The sequence below is a fragment of the Paraburkholderia sp. FW306-02-B genome, from assembly GCF_058782725.1.
Window position 1 is genome coordinate 1,655,659 of sequence record NZ_JBYSXZ010000002.1, and the last position, 16,106, is coordinate 1,671,764.

The 16,106-nt window shown below is 63.7% G+C and carries 14 protein-coding genes and 1 pseudogene; 11 read left to right on the forward strand and 4 right to left on the reverse strand.

Going from position 1 to position 16,106, the window contains the following annotated elements; all coding sequences use genetic code 11:
- Positions 1-106 precede the first annotated feature (106 nt).
- The 4 genes from AC3WOG_RS28600 (at position 107) to AC3WOG_RS28615 (ending at position 3,799) form a co-directional block, all read left to right on the forward strand.
- Positions 107-1,774 carry a S10 family peptidase gene (locus AC3WOG_RS28600; protein ID WP_492581189.1) on the forward strand — a complete coding sequence of 556 codons (1,668 nt, stop codon included), beginning with the start codon at positions 107-109 and terminating at the stop codon, positions 1,772-1,774.
- A gap of 212 nt (positions 1,775-1,986) precedes the next feature.
- A complete protein-coding gene (locus tag AC3WOG_RS28605; RefSeq protein ID WP_492581190.1) occupies positions 1,987-2,628 on the forward strand; it encodes a hypothetical protein in 642 nt (213 codons plus the stop codon).
- A gap of 100 nt (positions 2,629-2,728) precedes the next feature.
- Positions 2,729-3,088: a hypothetical protein gene (locus AC3WOG_RS28610; RefSeq protein WP_492581191.1), complete on the forward strand. Its 360-nt coding sequence runs from the start codon at positions 2,729-2,731 to the stop codon at positions 3,086-3,088.
- A 444-nt stretch (positions 3,089-3,532) separates the two neighbouring features.
- Positions 3,533-3,799, forward strand: coding sequence for an RNA-binding protein (locus AC3WOG_RS28615; protein ID WP_492581192.1), 267 nt, complete (start codon positions 3,533-3,535; stop codon positions 3,797-3,799).
- A gap of 69 nt (positions 3,800-3,868) precedes the next feature.
- Here AC3WOG_RS28615 and nadE read toward each other — a convergent pair whose 3' ends face one another.
- Complete coding sequence (gene nadE / locus AC3WOG_RS28620) at positions 3,869-4,729, reverse strand: NAD(+) synthase (RefSeq protein ID WP_492581193.1); 861 nt, start codon at positions 4,727-4,729, stop codon at positions 3,869-3,871.
- Between the two features lie 338 nt (positions 4,730-5,067).
- Here nadE and AC3WOG_RS28625 point away from each other — a divergent pair.
- Positions 5,068-6,122, forward strand: a pseudogene (locus tag AC3WOG_RS28625) (L,D-transpeptidase).
- 114 nt (positions 6,123-6,236) lie between these two features.
- Here AC3WOG_RS28625 and AC3WOG_RS28630 read toward each other — a convergent pair.
- On the reverse strand, positions 6,237-7,109 hold the full coding sequence (locus AC3WOG_RS28630; RefSeq protein ID WP_492581194.1) for a DMT family transporter: 873 nt from the start codon (positions 7,107-7,109) through the stop codon (positions 6,237-6,239).
- A gap of 113 nt (positions 7,110-7,222) precedes the next feature.
- Positions 7,223-8,782, reverse strand: coding sequence for an ABC1 kinase family protein (locus tag AC3WOG_RS28635; protein ID WP_492581195.1), 1,560 nt, complete (start codon positions 8,780-8,782; stop codon positions 7,223-7,225).
- 164 nt (positions 8,783-8,946) lie between these two features.
- On the opposite strand from AC3WOG_RS28635, the gene AC3WOG_RS28640 reads away from it, so the two are divergent.
- Positions 8,947-9,702, forward strand: coding sequence for a DeoR/GlpR family DNA-binding transcription regulator (locus tag AC3WOG_RS28640; protein ID WP_492581196.1), 756 nt, complete (start codon positions 8,947-8,949; stop codon positions 9,700-9,702).
- A 22-nt stretch (positions 9,703-9,724) separates the two neighbouring features.
- On the opposite strand, the gene AC3WOG_RS28645 is transcribed toward AC3WOG_RS28640, so the two are convergent.
- Complete coding sequence (locus AC3WOG_RS28645) at positions 9,725-10,837, reverse strand: 2-aminoethylphosphonate--pyruvate transaminase (protein ID WP_492581197.1); 1,113 nt, start codon at positions 10,835-10,837, stop codon at positions 9,725-9,727.
- Positions 10,838-11,198: 361 nt separating this feature from the next.
- Between AC3WOG_RS28645 and phnS the strand changes: the two genes are divergently transcribed.
- The 5 genes from phnS to AC3WOG_RS28670 all read left to right on the forward strand — a co-directional run bounded on the left by phnS (position 11,199) and on the right by AC3WOG_RS28670 (position 16,075).
- Entirely contained in the window at positions 11,199-12,290 is a 1,092-nt protein-coding gene (gene phnS / locus AC3WOG_RS28650; protein ID WP_492581198.1) for a 2-aminoethylphosphonate ABC transporter substrate-binding protein, read from the forward strand.
- A gap of 101 nt (positions 12,291-12,391) precedes the next feature.
- Positions 12,392-13,492: a 2-aminoethylphosphonate ABC transport system ATP-binding subunit PhnT gene (phnT, locus tag AC3WOG_RS28655; protein WP_492581199.1), complete on the forward strand. Its 1,101-nt coding sequence runs from the start codon at positions 12,392-12,394 to the stop codon at positions 13,490-13,492.
- Positions 13,470-14,414, forward strand: coding sequence for a 2-aminoethylphosphonate ABC transporter permease subunit (gene phnU, locus AC3WOG_RS28660; RefSeq protein ID WP_492581200.1), 945 nt, complete (start codon positions 13,470-13,472; stop codon positions 14,412-14,414). Before phnT ends, phnU begins: the two co-directional genes overlap by 23 nt.
- Positions 14,404-15,267: a 2-aminoethylphosphonate ABC transport system, membrane component PhnV gene (gene phnV / locus AC3WOG_RS28665; protein ID WP_492581201.1), complete on the forward strand. Its 864-nt coding sequence runs from the start codon at positions 14,404-14,406 to the stop codon at positions 15,265-15,267. The genes phnU and phnV overlap by 11 nt, the downstream gene beginning before the upstream one ends.
- Positions 15,268-15,352: 85 nt before the next feature.
- Positions 15,353-16,075 carry a phosphonate utilization associated transcriptional regulator gene (locus AC3WOG_RS28670; RefSeq protein WP_492581202.1) on the forward strand — a complete coding sequence of 241 codons (723 nt, stop codon included), beginning with the start codon at positions 15,353-15,355 and terminating at the stop codon, positions 16,073-16,075.
- The last annotated feature ends 31 nt before the right edge of the window (positions 16,076-16,106 follow it).

Here is a 16,106-nt window from a genome sequence, read left to right on the forward strand (position 1 = left end):
GATGTGCGCCGTGTCGGCGCAGCAAGCGCTACGCTTGCATTTCAAGAGACACACGAGATAAGACAACACAAGACGTTAACGACGTTAACGAATCCATGGAGCGATCATGACAAATACCGAGTCAGCTTCCGTTAGTCCGCCGTCGTCACACAACTCTCATGCAGCGCCCGGGTCAGCGGCGGCGAGCGCGCCGCCCAACGCCGGCGACCAGCCATTTTTCGATCCGGTCGCCTATGGCAACGGGCCGGACGATTCCGTCACGGAAACCGCTGAAACAGCCGCGATCACGCACCATTCGGTCACGATCGGCGGACACAAGATCAACTACACGGCGACCGCCGGTCACCTCGTGATTGTCGATCCGAGCAGTTCGCAACCCGAAGCCAGGATGTTCTACGTTGCGTTCACGCAGGACAACCAGAAGGAGGAGACCCGCCCGGTGACTTTCTTCTATAACGGCGGGCCGGGTTCGTCGGCAGTGTTCGTGCTGCTGGGCTCGTTCGCGCCGCGCCGCATCAAGACGTCGATGCCGAGCTTTACGCCGCCCGCGCCGTACTCGATGGAGGACAACCCGGACAGCCTGCTCGACAAGAGCGACCTCGTTTTCATCAACCCGGTCGGCACCGGCTACTCGGCGGCCATCGCGCCGAAGAAGAACCGCGACTTCTGGGGCGTCGACCAGGACGCTGACTCGATCAAACAGTTCATCAAGCGGTTTCTGACGAAGAACAATCGCTGGAATTCGCCGAAGTATCTGTTCGGCGAATCGTACGGCACCGCGCGCAGTTGCGTGCTGGCGTACCGGCTGCATGAGGACGGCGTCGATCTGAACGGCATCACGCTGCAATCGTCGATTCTCGATTACACGCAGTCGGGCAATCCGGTCGGCGCCTTGCCCACTGCTGCCGCGGACGCGTGGTATCACAAGAAGCTCGGCATCGCGCCGCGGCCTGCCGATCTCGGCACGTTCGCCGAAGAAGTGGCGCAGTTCGCCCGCACCGACTATCTGGCGGCACTGCGCAAGTTCCCGACTACCGATTCGGCAACGGTCGAAAAGCTCAGCGAATACACCGGCATCGACACAACCACCTTGCTCGCCTGGAGCCTCGATATCGCGTCGTACGACAGCCGCAGCAATTCGCTGTTCCTGACCACGCTCCTGAAATCGAAAGGTCTCGCGCTCGGCGCGTATGACGGGCGGGTGACGGCGATCGACACGGGCATCGCCGGCATGATCGACCCGAACTCCGGCGGCAACGATCCGACCATGACGGCCGTCTCCGGCGTCTACACGACCATGTGGAACGTGTATCTGAACGAGCAGTTGAAATACACGTCGAATTCGTCGTTCACCGACCTCAACGATCAGGCGTTCAAGTTCTGGGACTTCGGCCACATCGACCCGACCGGCGCGCAGAAGGGGCTCGACGCGAACGGCAACGTGATTCTGTACACCGCCGGCGACCTCGCCGCGGTGATGGCGCTCAATCCCGATCTGAAGGTTTTGTCGGCGAACGGTTTTTTCGATTTCGTCACGCCGTTCTATCAGACGGTGCTGGACCTGCAGCAGATGCCGCTTCTCAGTCAGCAGGTCCGGCAAAACCTGTCGGCGCGCTTTTATCCGTCGGGTCACATGGTCTATCTCGACGGCGGGTCGCGAACCGCGCTTAAAGCGGATCTCGCGAAAATGTACGACACGACGGTGTCCAATACCCAGGCGCTGGTCCGCATCCGCGCATTGCAGGCTCGCGTTGCCCGGCCGGCCGGCGCGTGAGTGGTTCGCGCCGGATACGTCGTCGTTATCCGGTGCGTGGGCGCTGTGTCGTGAAATGCATTCGCGCCGGACAGGCCGCGGAGTCTTTGAACGCCCTGCAGCGCGCGCTTCACGGTGCGAGCGAGCAGGGCGTTTTTCACAGTCTTATATTGGTATGTTTTAATTGGCCTGCGAATTGAACTATTGCGTGCCGTTTCCCGGCGCGCCGACGAATGAAAGCAGCCATTGCAGACAGGCGTCGCAGCAACCATCGCAGCGGCGTAACCAACAGCACGTATGAGGCAATTCCGTCGACGCTCGCGCGTCAATGCGGCCCCGCGCGTCTTACACGCCGAAGGCGCCTGGCGGTCGCGCTCGTGCTCGGCTTCACCGCGGTACTCGCTTTGCGAATCGGCGAAGCCCGTGCCCAGGATGCCGCGATGCTCGACGAGCGCGTCACGCAGCAATCGGTAGGCGAAACCATTTGCCGCCCAGGCTACGCGGATACCGTCGCGCCTCCGTTCGACGAACTAATGGCGCACAAGGACAGAATGCTCGCCGCGCGCGGCATCGATGCCGACAGCGGTGTGGCCTTCGCGCTCGATAGGCGCGTGCCGATCGTCCTCGGCGGCTCGCCGGACGCGCCTTCCAATCTCGATCTTCTGCCATGGGCCGGCCAGCAGGGCGAACGCCGCAAGGCGCGCGCGGCGGTCATGCTCAAGCGCTGCGTCTGCGAGGGCAAACTGAGCCTCGCGGAAGCGCAAGCCGCGATTGCCGGCAATTGGTCCGTGGTTTATTCGGGCTTCAGTCAGACGTCTTGCGACGTGAGCCGTCTCGATGTCGCCACCGGCTCCGAACGCGAAAGCGCGCCATGAGGCGGCGCGCCGTCGCTTTCATTGTTCTCGTCGTTCATTCGAACGCGTTCAGCCGCGCCGCTCGCCGCCCGCGGCCCCAATTCATTCTCGGAGAATCACCATGATTCACGCACGCTTCACTGTGCTTGCGCTCATTTCCGGTTGTCTCGGCAATTTATTCGGCAGCGCTGCCGCGCAGGCCGCCGAACCGGCGCGCTGCGCCGGCGGCGACGCGTTGCAGATCCGCGGCGACGTGCCCGCGGCCATCAGCTTCGACGTCTACCGGCAACTGCGGCCGCTGAACGCGCAACGCGTCGCGCTGTTTCAGGCCGCCGGCGAGGTGAAACACCTGCCTGACGGTCTTGCGGTGTGTGAAGTCGCTGACGACGGCGTCGACGATCCGTCCGCCGTGCTGGTCCATGTGCCGCACGGCAAGAACACATGGTGGGTCAGCGCGGCCAACGTGCAATCGGCGGACTGATCCCGCGATCAGCCCGCCGCTGCGCACAACGCCCATCCCCCGCAGGATGGCTGTTTCGACGCGCGGCACGGCCCGGTTTGTGCAGCTGGTATCGACGTTCGGCACTTGCGCCGGGCCTCTACCGCTGAATATGCATTTGTTTTGTATTTTTGCCGGTGCTTATTCAGGTACAGTGCATTAACGGATGTTTTAAGTCGTTTTCACGACATTGTGTCGCATCGCTTTTGCTGTCGATTGTGGCTATCCTGAAAACAGGACGAAATTCGAAGGGGAGATTTAAATGGTTGCCTTCTATCTGTCGTTGGCCGCATTGGGTGCCGCTGGCGCTGCATTCATTCGTCAACTCACCGCCGCTCAGGCAAAACAGCGTGCGGCGCTGCGACCGGTGCGCGTGCATACCGCTGGCCGCGGTGCGGACCGTCGCGCGCACCGAGGGTAGCCGGCATGAACCTGATCGTGCGCAACATCGCGGAATCGTGCAGCGAGCAGGAAGTACGGGAGTTCCTCAAGCGCGAGCTCGGCCATTACGCGAAACATGTCGATGTGGTCGACGCCGGTAAACCCGGCGCGTACGCCACTGTCGAACTGGACGCGCAAGTGCCGTATGTGGGCGACGTGATCGCGCGGCAGATTCACGGCAAGCATTTGGGCGGTCTGGCGCTCGAGGCGAGCGCCGACCTGTTCAGCGACGAACCGCCCACCGCGAACTGAATAGCCGCTGCCGCCTTTCTCGAACCAGGTGCGCGTGACAATCTCACCCGGTTTGTCACATTCCTTCTCTCATGCCCCGCCTGTCTGCGCCGGCCAATCGAACGGCGTGTACGGCAACGCGCGCTTGTGCTGTGTGACGTCATAAAAACGCATAATCGTCTCGCGCGCGGCGTCGCTCACTGGTTTGCCTTCCAGAAAGTCATCGATATCGTCGTACGGAATGCCATATGCGTCTTCGTCCGGCCGTTGCGGACGCAACATTTCGAGGTCGGCGGTCGGCACTTTGTGCGCCAGTGCTTCCGCGGCGCCTAGCGCGCCGGCCAGCGCGCGCACGCGACGCTTGTTCAGACCGGCGAGCGGCAGCACGTCGGCGCCGCCGTCGCCGAACTTCGTGAAAAAACCCATGACCGATTCGGCCGCATGGTCGGTGCCGATCACTACGCCGGCCCGTGCGCCCGCCACCGCGTATTGCGCAATCATCCGCTGACGGGCCTTGATGTTGCCGTGAACGAGATCCTGCTGCGAGTCGTCGGCAAACAGCACGCCGCTCGTGTTCAGCGCGGCAAGCATCGCATCGGCAGCTGGTTTGATGTCGACGGTGAGATTTTCATCCGCGCGAATGAATTGCAATGCCTGCTGCGCGTCGGCCTCATCTTTTTGAATGCCGTAGGGCAGGCGTACCGCGACAAAGCGGGCGTCGTAATGTTCGGCGCGCAGCCGTTCGACCGCGAGTTGCGCGAGGCGCCCGGTTGTCGTGGAGTCGACACCGCCGCTAATTCCGAGCACATAGGTTTTCAGGCCGTTGCTGCGCAGATAGTTCGCCAGAAAGGCGATGCGGCGTTCGATTTCCTGGACCGCGTCGAAGTCGGCGCCGACGTGCATTTCCGCGGCGATGCGCGTCTGGCGTGCGCTTGGGTCTGGTTGCGCCATGATTTCTCCTTCCTCCATTCAGGGTTGTGTCAAAGTCAAACGACGTGCGCTTGCATGCGAAATGCGCGAGCGGCGCAGCCATAAGCGTGCCGGTTCAGCCGGCATGCTGTGACACATCAGTATCGGGTTTATTGCCAATATCGGCCTTAAATACAGTTTGTTATGTACCGTTAAATCGGTTTGCGAATTATCAAAAATGGGCGAATATTATGGCGATTTTAATAAACCGGCCGATTCTTCATCGACAGATTGCAATGTGCTTAGTAATATCGTCGCGTATCCATGCGCCGCATGAGCCGGCGGGCAGTCAATAATAAGCAGCTTTGCTCAAATTCGCGATGAACCACCCTAATCGGCCTGGCCAGCCTGTTCCGGAGCGCATTACTTCCGCTTCGGTAGATCGTCGGCGCGAAGTGGTCTGTATGCCAGCTTCAGCCTATGCGCCGCGTTCGTCGCATTCTCCGCGCGCAGCTTATTTGACGCACTATCTGAGGCGCGCAGTGAGCGCGGTCTTCTGCGCCTTGTCATGCAGCATCGCAATCGCGGCCCCCGCACCGGCGGACCGTCCGGCGCTCCTGATCGACGCGTCTGACGTTGTCGCGTCTGATGCGGTAGGTGTGGTCGATCCGCGCCGGGCGTTACTGTTAGGGGCGTGTTCGCTCAAGAGGTCAGCCGTCGGCTGAAAGTGCCGGCCGCGGAGCAGCGCGCGTACGCCGACCGTCTGCAAACGGCGCTCCGGGAGAAGATCCTCGGCAACCTGTCGGGCGAGTATGTCGTGCTGGTCGATCGCAACGCCAACGTGCAGGCGCTGTTCATCTACTTTCGCGCGACGCCGTCCGATACCTGGCGGATGATCGGCGCGTCGCCGGTCGCGACCGGCCGGCCCGGCGAGTACGATCACTTCATCACACCGCTTGGCGTGTTCGAACATACTCCCGCCAACATGGACTTCCGCTCCGAAGGCGCGATGAACGAGAACTACATCCGCGGCTATGGCAAGCGCGATATGCGGATCTTCGATCTCGGCTGGGCGCAAGGCGAGCGCGGCTGGGGTAAGGGCGGTATGTCGCAGATGCGCTTCCAGATGCATGCAACCGACCCCGACCGGCTCGAGCCGCTGCTCGGCATTCGCCATTCGAAGGGCTGCGTGCGCATCCCCGCGTCGCTCAACGCGTTCCTCGATCACTACGGTATTTTCGGCGCCGGATATATGGAGCTGGTCGCGTCCGGCAAATCGCTGTGGGTGTTGAAAAGCGATCGCCAGGTGACGCCGTGGGCGGGGCGCTACGTTGTCGTGGTGGATTCGGGGCGCAAAAATCGCCCGGCGTGGGCGCCGGCACCCGGCACCAAGGCGCGAGCAAAAGTGCCGGCCGGCACGGACACGGCTGACTGATCAGCGGATATCGCGCGAGTATCGAACGAGTCGATCTTGTGAGAGGGCGCAAGGGCGAGAGGCGACCAACGGCGAACGACCAACGGCGACGCGGCCCGTGCGTCATTCAACGGCTCACGAGCGCGCCAGCAGCACGCCCGCCAGCGCCACCGCGAAACCGGCGATCTGTACCGGCAGCAGCGTTTCACCGAAGCCGAGATAACCCTCGAGCGCGGCCAGCGGCGGCGCCAGAAACACGAGCGCGGTGGCGCGTGCAGCGTCTCCGCGCCTCACCATCCACACCAGCAAAGTCACGCTGATGCCGGACAGCATCACGATGCCCCACGCCAGCGACGTCCACAGTGTCGGCGAAGCAATCCAGCGATGCTCGCCGAGCGCGAGCGCAAAAATCACCGCGACGAGCGCCGCGCCGAAATTCTGCACCGCGCTTGCGCTGCGAATGTCGGCCTTCGCGAGCGAAGTCTTCTGAAACAGCGTGCCCGCGGTAATCGCGCCGACCGCGAGGATCGAGACGAGCACCACCAGCCAGGGCGGCGCGTCGCCATGCGGCGTCGGCGGCGTGGCGGCGGCCAGTTTCGGTTCGAGGACCAGCGCGACCCCGACGAGCCCGAGCGCCATTCCTGCCCAGCTGCGCCGCGAGAGCCACTCGCCGAACAGCGGCGCGGCGACGGCTGCCGTCGCCAGCGGCTGTAGCGCGCCGAGCAAGGCCATCGCGCCGGCGCTCAAGCCCTGCGCGACCGCCCAATAACCTGCGCCGAGATAGACGCCTTGCAGCAGCGCGCCCGCCACCAGATGCTTGCCGAGCGCGCGGCCGGTCGGCCACGCGGCGCGGGCGAGCAACGCGGCCAGCGCGAACAGCAACGCGGTGCCGCCAAAGCGCGCAAGCAGAAACAGATTGGGATCGGCATACGGCGTGATCGCCCGGGCGACCACGAAACCAGTCGACCACAACACGACGAATACGGCGGCGGTAAAGGTAGCGAGCATCGAGCGTCGGCGGTGGAAATGTGAAAGCCCGCCATCTTGCCGAGGCGCGCGAAGCGCGTCTTGTTCGAAGCTGCAATCGCCGGCGTACGCTTAAGCCACCTGCCGCCGCAGGTTCACCACATCAGCAGTACCGTACCCGCGCCGAGCACGCCGCCGCATACCGCGCACGCCCACAACAACACGCGCGTGCGCCGATATTCGCGGCTGAGTTCGTCCATCAACTGAGTATTCTGCCGCGGCGTGCGAGCGCGATCATGCTCGTGTTGCAGGTATCGAACGGCGAGTTGCGGCATGCGCGGCAGCATCTGCGCCAGATGCGGCAGCTCGCGCGAAATGCGCTTGATCCAGCCGCGATGATCGAGGTCGCGCCGCGCGATGCCGGCCAGCACACTGCGCGTGATATTCCACGTATCGACGCCCGGATGCAGCGCCCGCGCCAGCATTTCCGCCTGCTGGAACGAGCGCTGCGCGGTGGCGAGGCGCCCGGACACGGCGCCGTCGAACGGTTGCACCGCGTGCAGCAGATGATGAAACAGCGAACCTGCCGAGCGGTCTTCGGGAGCGGCTGCGAAATGCGCTTCTGCGCGGGTGCGCAGTTCCGCTTCGAGCATCTCGGCGCGCGTGTCGTGGGGCACGTGCCCGGCATCGCGATGCAGTTCGGCAAGCCTGCCGTAATCCTGGTCGAACAGGGCGGTCGCGCCATGTACGAAGAACTCGCGCTCCTCGGTCGATAGACTCGACATGATCGAAAATTCAGCGAGCACGAGGCGCCCCAGCGTGTCCGGCTCGACGCTCACGCGTACCCGGCGCGAATCGAGGGTCGCGTGAAAGAAGCCGTGCTCGAAAGCCTGTTCGGTCACCACCTCGACGATATGCGCGGCGAGCGGCGCAAGTTTGACGCGGTGCGCATGCAGACCGGGCAGATCGCTGACCGGCAAGGTGCTGATGCGCTGCATCGTCAGCGTTTCATTGGTGCACAGGTCCCAGATCACGGCCGGCACGGCAATGCGCGTGTCGCCGTCGAAATGATGGCCGGTCTGGCTCAGGTTGGCGGCCTCGGCGCGCAGGTCGAAGCGGCGCAGGATGTCGTCGGAAAACGATTGGGCTAGCGCGCGCAGTTGCAGCCGGCGGGCGGTGCCGGAGAACTTTTCCAGCCAGCGCGCGACCCAGCGCAAAAGCGCGAGTTCGTCGCCGATCTGTTGCAACAGATCGGCGCGCACCAGCTTGACGGCTACTTCGCTATGACCGTTGACCGGCACGGCGAGCCGCGCAAGATGCGTCTGTTCGGCAAAGCCGCCGCGCACCGGCACCAGATCGACCGCACTGAAGATCGTGGTTAGCGGCCGACCGAACGCGCGCGCCAAGGCTTGCTCGGATTCCTTGGGCGGAAGCGGAGTTTCGAGGTGATCGATCGCGTCGATGGCCTCGTGCAAGGTGCCTGTCGCCAGTTCGGGACGTTCGGCTAACGTCTGTGCGAAGCTGCTCGCCAATGGACCGAGCGCCGGCAGTAGGCCATGCAGGCTTTCGCGGCTGCGCGCGGATGCGTGCACACGGCTGATCAGTTCGATCATCCAGTGCAGTTTGTGATCGGACGGGGCGGCGAGCCAGATCAGGCGCGCGCCATAACGCAGCGCGTGGAACAGCAGCAGTAAGCGGCGAAACAGTGGCGGCATCGGCAGTTCTATTGGCGGCCGCGTGACGTCGACGCGCGGCCAGGGCGTTCAGGTTAGCAGGGAAGCGCGTCAATCGGAGCATCCCCGCGCCACGCGTAATACAATACGCCGGCCTTCTTCAACCGTGGTGAAACCTAGGCGTGCCGGCTCCCGGCCCTCAATAGATGCTCGCAGAACAACGTCACCAATACATCTTGGCGCAAGTTGCCAAAACCGGCGCGCTCTCAGTGGCCGAGCTGGTCCGCGAATTGAACGTGTCGCGCGAAACGATCCGCCGCGATCTGAACGCGCTGGCCGGGCGCGGTCTGTTGGTCACGACCCACGGCGGCGCGCTGTCGAGCGACCGGCGCGAGCCCGACCTCGATACGCGCGAAGCCGCCAACGCCGGCGCCAAGCGGGCAATCGGCGAACGCGCGGCCGAATTCGTGCCGGACGGCGCATCGCTCATCATCGATTCGGGCAGCACCACGCAAGCGGTGGCGCGTGCCTTGCTCGACCGGCATCGGTTGTCGGTGTACACGAACGACTGGCGCATCGCGCTGCTGCTCGGCCGCCGCAACGACAACCGCGTGACGCTGCTCGGCGGCGAACTGTCGGATATCGAAGACGCCACCTTCGGCCTCGACACCGTGCATCAACTCACGCAGTACCACACGGACTTCGCTTTCATCGGCGCGGGCGGCATCTCGCTGGACGGCTACCTGACCGACTACAGCCGGATGGCCGCCGAAGTGCGCAGCCGGATGATCGCCGCCGCAGACACAGTGGTCATCGTTGCCGACCATTCGAAGTTCGGGCGTGTGACGCCGGTGCGTATCAACGGTATCGAGTCGGCGCGTTATCTGGTCACCGAGCTGGCGCCGGAGCGCGCGCTCGGCAAAGCGATTACGGCGCATGGTCCGGAGATCCTGATCGCCTGAGCGGTTGAACTGCTACTGACCGTTACTTCACGCGGATGCCGAGCCGTTCGAGCGTACGGCCGATCGCGGCCACCGCGTTATGCAGTTCGTTCGCATCGATCGCGCCGATGCAGCCGACGCGAAACGTTTCCACTTGCGTCAGCTTGCCCGGATACAGCACATAACCGGCCTCGCGCACCGCGGCGTAGAAATCGGCGAAATTCCACGCGGGGTCGCGTGGCGCGTGGAACGTGACGATCACTGGCGCCTGCACTTCGGGCTTCAGAAACGGTTCGAAGCCGAGCGCCTTCATCCCGCTCACCAAGGTCGCGCAATTGAGCGCGTAGCGTGCGCCGCGCGCGGGCTGGCCACCGTCCGCGATGAACTGATCGAGCGCGGTGCGCAATGCGGCGACCACATGAGTCGGCGGCGTGAAACGCCATTGCGTCGTCTTCTGCATATAGACGTGCTGATCGTGCAGATCGAGCGCCAGTGACGGCGAACGGCCTTCACTCTGGTCCAGCACGCTGCGCCGCACAATCACGAAACCCATTCCGGGCACGCCTTCGAGGCACTTGCCGCTCGCCGAGATCAGCGCGTCGATGCCGCCGCGCCGCAGATCGATCGGCAGCGCGCCGAACGAACTCATCGCGTCGACAATCAGACTCTTGCCGTGCCGCTGACATACTGCGGCGATATCGTCGAGCGGATTGAGCAGGCCGGCGCTCGTTTCCAGATGCACTTGCGCGACGTGGGTGATGCGCGAGTCGCGATTGAAGGCGTCTTCGATGGCGGCGGCGCCGACCGGTTCGTCTTCGCGCAGCGCCAGCTCGACATAAGCAATCCCCATCCGCTGCAATATCCTGATTACGCGGGCGCAATACGCGCCGTTGTTCGGTACCAGCACACAGCCTTGACGCGGCACCAGCGTGCCGATCGCCGCCTCGACCGCAAATGTGCCGCTGCCTTGAAGCGGTACGCATACATAGTCATGATCGCCATGTACGATTTTCACGAGGTCGGCACACACGCTATGGGTCATGCGGTTGAACGCGGCGTCCCACGAACCCCAATCGCGCAGCATGGCCTCGCGCGTTTGGGGCGAAGTGGTGAGCGGTCCCGGGGTCAGCAGGACTGGGTCGTTTCCAAGGATCACATGGCCTCCTTCATCAGATGAATACACGTCGCCCAAGCAAGGTGACGAAAAGTTTGATTTGCATATTATTGGCGAATTGTGTCATTTTTTGGAATTCGACAGAATAGTCATGGCGTTGTCATGGAAACCTGTGATTCTTGCTGTGCCCGTTCAGGCATGGCAGGCAGCGCGACTGTCGTAGGTGGGCTGTAAGTCAGGCTGGAGAAGAAGCGGCAAAGTTGTCGGCAATCTGCAATCGTGTGAATCTGCATGGCAACTGGCTGCGGGCAACACGCAAGCGGCGCGGCGCTACCGCCGTTCAATCACAACAGGTATCGGGTTTTCCCGACCGTCTGGTTTTTTGCCTTTCGGAGAGAGCGACATGACAAAGACGAATTCCGTTCACGCAACTGCTGGCCTCGTACGCAAACTGCTGCCGGCGCTGGTCGCCGCGGCAGCGTTCGGCGGCGCGGCCATGCCGGCCCAGGCGGCCGACGCAGTGGTGCTGTACACCGCCGACGGCCTCGAAAACCTCTATAAAGATGTGCTGCCGGCCTTCGAAAAGAAGGAAGGCGTGAAGGTCAACATCGTCACGGCGGGTAGCGGCGAAGTGGTGAACCGCGCCACCATCGAAAAGGATCAGCCGAAGGCCGACGTGATCGTCACGCTGCCGCCTTTCATTCAGCAAGCCGACCAGAGCGGTCTGCTGCAGGCTTACCAGAGCGCCAACTACAAGAACGTGCCGGCGATCGCCAAGGCGCCGAACGGTGCGTGGGCGACCTTCGTGAACAACTATTTCTCGTTCGCGATCAACCCGGAAGTCACCAGGACCCAGCCGAAGACTTTCGCTGACCTGCTGCACCCGGACTTCACCGGCAAGGTCGCCTACTCGAACCCGGCCACGGCGGGCGACGGCATGGCGGTGATCATCCTGACCACGTCGCTGATGGGCGAGGACAAGGCGTTCGATTATCTGAAGAAGCTCGAAGTGAGCGCCAAGTTCCACACCAAGGGCACCGGCTACCTCGACGTGCTGCTTTCGCGTAACGAAATCGCGTTCGCCAACGGCGACCTGCAAATGGATCTCGACGACGCCGCGAACGGCGGCCTGTCGCTCAAGCCGATCTTCCTGGCAGCCGGCGCCGGCGGCCAGCCGACCACGTTCCAGCTGCCGTACGCGATCGGCCTGATCAAGAACGGTCCGAACCAGGCTGAAGGCAAGAAGCTGATCGACTACCTGATGTCGACCGAAGTACAAGCCAAGGTGCCGGACATCTTCGGCATCCCGGGCCGCACCGACGTGCCGCTCGCCGGCAAGAACGGCGAAGCCGTCAAGCAGGCGATTGCTGGCGTGAAGCTGATTCCGGTGGACTGGACCCAGGTGATGGCGAAGAAGGCCGACTGGACCGCACGCTGGAAGAGCGACGTGATCGGTTCGTCGGGCAAGCAGATCGAAGTCGTCAAGCCGAAGTAAGCCGCACGCAGCGAGTTGCAATCAGCAGTCGAATCAGGCGGCGCCTCCAGGGATCGTGCGAGGCGCCGCATCAGCATTAATCCAGTTGGAGGATGAACCCGGTGAATACGGCCAGTCTTGCTCAGCCAGGCGCGCTCGGCGCCTCACCGGACGCGCTCGAAGCCGCGCGTTCGAATACGCCGGGCGGCGTGCGGATCGACCATCTGACGGTGCGCTTCGGTTCGCGCACGGTGCTCGACGATCTGACGCTGACCATCGAGCGCGGCGAATTGCTGACCGTGCTCGGCCGCAGCGGTTGCGGCAAGACGACGTTGTTGCGTTTCATCGCCGGGTTCATCGAAGCGGACGGTCTGGCCGGCACACTGACGGTCGCCGGTCACGACCTCACCCATGTGCCGCCTCACAAGCGCAATCTTGGCTTGTTGTTCCAGAGCTATGCGCTGTTCCCGCATCTGTCGGTGTTCGACAATGTGGCCTTCGGATTACGCGCGCGCCGCACGCCGTCCAAAGACGTTGCGCGGCGCGTCGCCGATGCACTCAAGCTCGTGCAACTGGGCGATTCCGGGCATGTCATGCCCGCGCAGTTGTCAGGCGGCATGCAGCAGCGCGTGGCGCTGGCGCGCGCACTGGTGATCGAGCCTGACGTCCTGTTGCTCGACGAACCTCTTTCCGCACTCGACGCCAATCTGCGCGCGTCGGTGCGTTCCGAATTGAAGGCGCTGCATGAGCGCTTGCCGAATCTGACGATCGTCTGCGTGACGCACGATCAGGACGACGCCCTGGTGCTGTCCGACCGCACACTGCTGATGCGCGAAGGCCGCATCGCGCAGGTCGGCACCCCGCAGCAGTTGTACGACACGCCGAATGACGCGTTCGTCGCGCGCTATCTGGGCGCAGCTAATCTGCTGCCGCCGCAGGTCGCGTTCAGCATGGGGGATGCGCGCTACAACGAGCGTGAGCGCGTGGCCTGTCTGCGTCCGGAAGCGCTGCGTATCGCGCCGCTCGGCGAAGGCCAGTTGCATGGCGCGATCACGTCGGTCGAATGGTACGGCGCGGTGTTGTCGGTGTCGGTCGTGCTCGACGCGATGCCCAACGAGCCCGTACTGGTCACCATGCAGCGCGGCCAAGGCATGATGCCGGAGAAGGGCGCGCGTGTTTCCCTGCGTTATGAGGCAGACGATGTCGTCCTTATCAACCCCTGATACGCCTAATTCGCTCAGCGCGGCGGACGCCGACGCCCGCCGCCGCGCCAGTGCCGCGGCGCATACGGCAGCGGTGAAGCGCCGCGAACGCGCGGCGCAATGGCACCTGCTGTTCCTCGCGGTGGTCGTGCTCGGACCGCTCGTCATTTATCCGCTCGTGCGGCTCGTGCTGTTGAGCCTGACGGGGTCGCACGGTTTGAGCCTGCAAGCCTACGCCGCGTTCTTCGGCAATCCGGAGACGCGCGGTGTGGTCGGCACGACGCTGTGGATCCTGTTTGCCAGCGCCGGGCTTGCGTCGCTGCTCGGCGTCGCGCTGGCGTCGCTGTTGTTCTTCAAGCCGTTTCCAGGTGCGCGGATGGTCACGCGCTTCCTCGAGTTGTTCGTCGCGTTTCCGTCGTTTCTGGTCGCGTTCACGCTGATCTTTCTGTACGGCTCGCAAGGCTCGGTCAGCATCGGCTTGCAACGGCTGTTTCATCTGCAGGCGCCGCCGCTCGATTTCCTGTTCGGCGTCGGCGGCGTGATTCTCGCGGAAGTGGTGTTCTACGCGCCGTTCGTCGTGCGACCGACTCTCGCGTCGTTTGCCACGCTCGACATGCGTTTGATCGAAGCTGCGCGCAGCCTCGGCGCGCATGGCTGGATGGTCGCGTACAAGGTGATTCTGCCGCTCGCGTGGCCGGGCATCGCCGCCGGCACGATTCTGTGTTTTCTGCTGACGCTCAACGAGTTCGGCATTCTGCTGGTGCTCGGCAGCGCCCACCTGATTACGTTGCCGGTCGCGATCTACAGCTCTGCCACCGTCGATCTCGACTTGCCGACCGCCGCCGCCGGCGCGGTCGTGATGCTGATCATGTCATTGTCGCTGTACGCGTTGTACCGCCAGGTCAACCGACGCAAGGTGAAAGGAGCGGGCCATGGCCGTTGAACTCGACCCGACCGTATTGCCGGTCATGCACAAGAAGGCACGGCCGGTGCGCCGCAGTCTCGCGGTGCGGATGCTGGGCAGTCTGTTTCTCGGTTTCGCCGCGTTGCTGTGCTTCTGGCTGTTCGTCCTGCCGGTGCTGGTGGTTGCGCTGTCGAGCGTGGCCACGCACTGGTCCGGCACGATCTTGCCGGATGGCTTCAGCATGCGCTGGTTCGAGCGGCTCGGCTCGAGCGACTTCGACGCGCTGACCACCAGCCTCGAAATCGGCATGGGCGTCGCTGTGCTCGGCACGATTCTCGGTTTGTGGCTGGCGTTGGCGCTCGAAGGGCGCGACCGGCGCGGCCTCGGCGCCATCGTCGATACGATCGCCATGATGCCCAACGGCGTGCCGAGCGTGGTGCTCGGGCTGGCGGTGTTGATCGCGTATCACAAGCGTCCGGTCGATCTGTCCAGTTCGGCGGCGATCGTCGTGTTCGTCCAGCTCGCGCTGGTGCTGCCGTTCTGCTACCGGTGCGCGGCCGCCGCGTTGCGCCCGGAGTTGACCATCTTGCGCGAAGCCGCGGCAAGCCTGGGGGCGCCGCCGTCGATGGTGTTGCGCCGCGTCGTGCTGCCGCAACTGGTGCCGGCGATCCGTGCCAGTCTCGCACTGGGTTTTGCGCTATCGCTCGGCGAACTCGGCGCGACGCTGACCGTGTACCCGCCCGGCTTTGCGACGGTGCCAATCGTCGTCGTCGGGCAAGTGGAGCGCGGCTATTACCTGCCGGCCTCCGCGCTGTCGCTGATTCTGCTGCTGGTCTCGCTTGCTGCGCTGCTGCTGATTGCAGCGCGTGTCCCGCGTCGGCGCTTGGACTGACGGGCAATTGTTGATTTTTGCGTTTGCGCTGCATGGGGCACAAATCGCATAAGTCGCACATGGCAATGTGGCAAAATATGTCAAAATGACCGAATATATGCAAACTGCTTCAATCGATCCGATCGAGGTTGTGCGCAGGCATTCGTTGACGGCGCTAGTCCGCGACGAAATCGAACGGCACATCATCGAAGGCGCATTGGCTCCCGGCGACAAACTCAACGAAGCCGACTGGGCCGCGCGTCTGCAGGTGTCGCGCGGACCGGTGCGCGAAGCGTTTCGCGGGCTGGAGCAAGCCGGCCTCGTGCGCACCGAGAAAAACCGCGGCGTGTTCGTGCGGACGGTGTCGCTGGCGGAAGCGGACGAGATTTACGCGGTGCGAGCGGTGCTCGAAGAAGCGGCGTGCCGGATGCTGGCTTCGAGTATCGATGCGCGGCAGCTTGCCGGGCTGCGCGAGTGGCTCGACGCCATGCGCGCCGCGCTCGATGCGCAGGATCACGGCGCCTACGCGCGCGCGAATGTCGCGTTTCACGACGCGATCGTGGCGGCCGCGGGCAACGTCAAGCTGTACGAGACATATCGAAGGCTGGTGAGCGAATTGAGTCTGTTTCGTCGCGCGGCGCTGGTAGTGCGTGCCGACGCGATGGAACGCTCGCTTGCCGAACATCGCGCGATTCTGACCGCGCTGGCCTCGCGCGATGCCGAGTGTGCCGCCGCGCTGATGCACGCGCATGTGAACGGCGGCCGGCAGCGCGCGCATGAGGCGTGCGAACCGGTGGGCGCGTTGGGCGGAATGCAAAGGTCCGGTTAGGGTTTGATTGCAGCGGATTGACTACAAACAC